At 67.4% G+C, this 3,258-nt stretch carries 5 protein-coding genes; 4 read left to right on the top strand and 1 reads right to left on the bottom strand.

Going from position 1 to position 3,258, the window contains the following annotated elements:
* On the top strand, positions 1 to 204 hold a 204-nt coding region (locus WDA27_14975; protein MFA5892226.1), incomplete at its 5' end, for a Na+/H+ antiporter NhaA.
* A 93-nt stretch (positions 205 to 297) separates the two neighbouring features.
* The gene (locus WDA27_14970; protein ID MFA5892225.1) at positions 298 to 495 is read left to right on the top strand and encodes a hypothetical protein; all 198 of its coding nucleotides are present in this window, start codon (positions 298 to 300) and stop codon (positions 493 to 495) included.
* A gap of 404 nt (positions 496 to 899) precedes the next feature.
* Here WDA27_14970 and WDA27_14965 read toward each other — a convergent pair whose 3' ends face one another.
* Positions 900 to 1,082, bottom strand: coding sequence for a hypothetical protein (locus tag WDA27_14965; protein ID MFA5892224.1), 183 nt, complete (start codon positions 1,080 to 1,082; stop codon positions 900 to 902).
* Between the two features lie 160 nt (positions 1,083 to 1,242).
* Between WDA27_14965 and WDA27_14960 the strand changes: the two genes are divergently transcribed.
* Both WDA27_14960 and WDA27_14955 read left to right on the top strand, forming a co-directional pair.
* The gene (locus tag WDA27_14960) at positions 1,243 to 2,730 is read left to right on the top strand and encodes a hypothetical protein (GenBank protein MFA5892223.1); all 1,488 of its coding nucleotides are present in this window, start codon (positions 1,243 to 1,245) and stop codon (positions 2,728 to 2,730) included.
* A 49-nt stretch (positions 2,731 to 2,779) separates the two neighbouring features.
* The coding region (locus WDA27_14955; GenBank protein ID MFA5892222.1) for a thermonuclease family protein at positions 2,780 to 3,258 on the top strand (479 nt) is incomplete at its 3' end.

Below are 3,258 nucleotides of genomic sequence, written 5' to 3'. Positions count from 1 at the left end.
CAGCTCTGCGGTGCCGGCGCACTCGCCGGCATCGGCTTCACCATGTCGCTGTTTATTGCGGGGCAGGCACTTCCCAACGCGCCCGACTTCGCCGCCGCCAAGATCGCGGTCTTCGTCGCCTCGATCCTGTCGGCGCTGATCGGTGTCGCGATCCTGTGGAGCGCGAAGTCGGGAGCGGCTGCCGAGACAGCGTCAGAAGCGTAGGACGCCGATGCTGCCCGCCGGCCTTGACGGGCGCGCCGGGCATCGCGACCATGCGCGTATCGGATCATCCGATGGCTGCGCGGAGGCGATGTCATGCTCGTCGTTGAGAATAACGGCCGGACTACCGTCGTATCCGGCTGGCGCGCCTGGGTCATGGCACTCGGCGTGGTGGTGGGCTTCCTCGGCTTCATCTTTCTCAGCGTGGCGCTCACAATCGGCGCGGTGCTGTTGATTGCCGTCCCGGTGGCCATCGGCTTCGCGATCGTTGGCTCGCTGTTCGGGCGCCGCTAGCTTCAGCTCTTGCGCGGGGTTGGGGTGCTGGCGCCAAGCCCGTGGGAACTCGGCGCCAGCAAAGGCTGGGGAAGGGAACGCGCCAGCCTCAGTTCAGAATGCCGACATCTCACGAGGCAAATTTTATGCCAGCGATTTAGGCAGGTTTGACGGGAGTCCGCCCTGCGGGGGACTGCGCAAAAGCGCGCCACATGCCCGCGGAATGAGCCAAAGGCTGGCGGCTCCTTGCCGGTGGGCCCAACAAAAAAAGCCCGGCCGGAGCCGGGCTAAATGAGGAAACGGATGCGCAGCTACAACGCCGTGGCAAGAATACTACGCGCAGCGGCGCTCCTGGTTCCAAGGTAGACAGGGTTAACGGCTAATGTCTGTCCGGGCCAGCGCTTTTTCTGCATGCCAAAATGTCGTCACGGCGCCGACGTCGTTGCCGGCGGAGTAATCGCCTGCGGATCGCCCGAGAGCAAGTTAGTGCCCGAGTTGTCCGTCTGCCAAAGCGTTACGGCGGCAAGGGCGAGCACGGCGACAAGCAAGATCATCGCGAGCACATAGATCGGGCCCGACGAAGTGCGTTGGGGGTGGTCAGTGGCCATGAAGTTCTCCTGTAGTTCCCCGAGCAACGGCGAAGGCCGCCCGACGTTCCCGTGGAGCATCTGCAATCTCAGGTTGCATCTCCTGCGCTTGGCGCGATATGCCCGCTGGGGAGCTGCCGGGGGGCGAAGATTGCCGAGCGTTCGCATCGAATGGGTACCCGTGGGCGCCTACGGGCTGGGGCTGCTCGGATTCGATCACCTGCAGCTCGTGTTCGAGCCCGGCACTGCCGCCCCGCAAGACGACTGGTTCGTCATGGAGGGCGTGCGCGAGCCAACTCCCGACGGCACCTTCCTCGGCATCGAAGGCGCCGGCGGGCGCCTGACGCTCGCCAACGCCAATCTCGCCTCGCGCACCGAACTCACCGACAAGATCGGCACGCCCGAGCACCGCGGCAGCAGGGAGCTGCCCTACTGGGGCGATGAGTTGCAGGCGTGGGAGAAAATGGCGAGCTACGCGCGCGACATCGAAACCGAGGACTATCCGTACATCGCCTTCGGCCTGCCGGGGTCGCCGACGCCCACCGTCAATTCCACCTCGGCGATCGCCTCCCTGATCCACTACTCGGGTCTGGATCCGACGCTGCGGCTGCCGTACGGGCTGCATCTGTCGCCGGGAATGGCGACACTGCTCGGCACCGGCGCCGACGACCACATGCGGGCGGAGCACGGGTTCACAACCATGCTGGGTGGCGGCGGCCGCGATGCGTTCGAAGGCAGTCCGGCGTCGCGGCAGATCGAGAAATTCTACGGTGGCGAAGGCGACGACTTTTTCCACTGGTCGCCCGGCTTCAACATCGTGCACGGCGGCCAGCCGCAGCTCGCCTATGCGGCCGACGGTACCGACGTCATCGACTATTCCGGTGCCCGAGAGGTGTCGATCACCTTCAATCGCCACTGGATCCCGCACAAGGTACCGAACTTCGTCGCCGTTTCGGATGACGGCATCGATCACCTTTTCTCGGTCGAGCGCATCCAGTGGAATGCCAAGACCGACCATATCGTGCTCGGCAAGGGCATCGACTTGCTGGAGGACAATCGCGTCTCGCAGCCGGTCAGCTCGCTCGAGGCGGCGCCGACGCGCGCGGCACGGCTCGCCGCCACCGATGCTGCGGCGGGTGTCCGCCTTATCGGCACCGACGGCGACGACGCCTTGAATGCAGGCCCCGCCGACGACACGCTCTATGGCGGCGGCGGGGACGACATTCTGTCGGGCGGCGCGGGGAGCGACGGCTACGTCTATCTCCCCGGCGACGGCGTCGACGTCATCATCGACTGCGCGGCCGGCACCGAGATCAACGAGCTGCTGCTCGCCGGCGGCGTCGCGCCGAGCGACGTCGGGACGTTCCGTGCCGGCGATGGCGACCTACTGCTTACCCTTCCGGGCGGCGGCTCGGTGACCGTGCGCGGTTTCTTCCTGGCGCCCGGCGCCGGCATCGACCGCATCGTCTTCGACCATGCCCCGCCGTGGACGCGTGACGAGCTTGCGACGCGCACGGTCGACCTGCCGCCGGACCAGGCGCCGGACCAGGTGCATGGCAGCGTCGATGCCGCGCCCTGGCCTTCCGTGATGCACGAGGTCCCCGCCGCAAGGAGCTCCGAGGCGCATGGCGGCTGGCCATTCGAGATGTTTGCCGGCGGCCTGTTCTGAGAAGCTTTCACTTCCGATTGTCCCTATGCTTGCCGGGGGACAGAGGACGATGGGTATCTGCGTACAGCGCCTGGCGTCGGCCGTAGCGGTGGCTCTTGCCGCCACGACGGCCGTTGCCGCGGCTGCCGCACCGGGAGGCAACGGCGAGCCGCCCCAGTGCACCTTGCAGGCGGGGCCGACGCGCGCCGTCATCCGCGTGCTCGACGCCGAAACCATACTGCTCGACGACAATCAGGAGGTGCGCCTCATCGGCGCGCTGGCGCCGCGCTCACCGGACCTCAACCCCGGTGCGCAGCCATGGAAAGCCGAGGAGGACGCGACGGCGGCGCTGCGCGCGCTCGTGCTCGGCCGCTCCGTATCGCTCGCCACGTCGGGGCGCACGCGCGATCGCTACGGCCGCACGCTGGCGCACCTGTTCGTCGAGCAGGACGGCGAACGCGCGTGGGTGCAGGGCGAGCTGCTGAGCTCGGGACAGGCGCGCGTCTACGGCCTCCCGGGCAGCTACGCCTGCATGCCCGAGCTGCTGGC

The organism is Actinomycetota bacterium (assembly GCA_041658565.1).
Lineage (GTDB): Bacteria > Actinomycetota > AC-67 > AC-67 > AC-67 > JBAZZY01.
Note: the sequence above shows the minus strand (reverse complement) of the source record. Positions and strands in the feature narration are given on the sequence as shown.

What these genes read in the sequence shown, in the direction of transcription:
- WDA27_14965 (MFA5892224.1), bottom strand. Translation starts at nt 1,082, where the DNA reads ATGGCCACTGACCACCCCCAACGCACTTCGTCGGGCCCGATCTATGTG.
- WDA27_14970 (MFA5892225.1), top strand. Translation starts at nt 298, where the DNA reads ATGCTCGTCGTTGAGAATAACGGCCGGACTACCGTCGTATCCGGCTGG.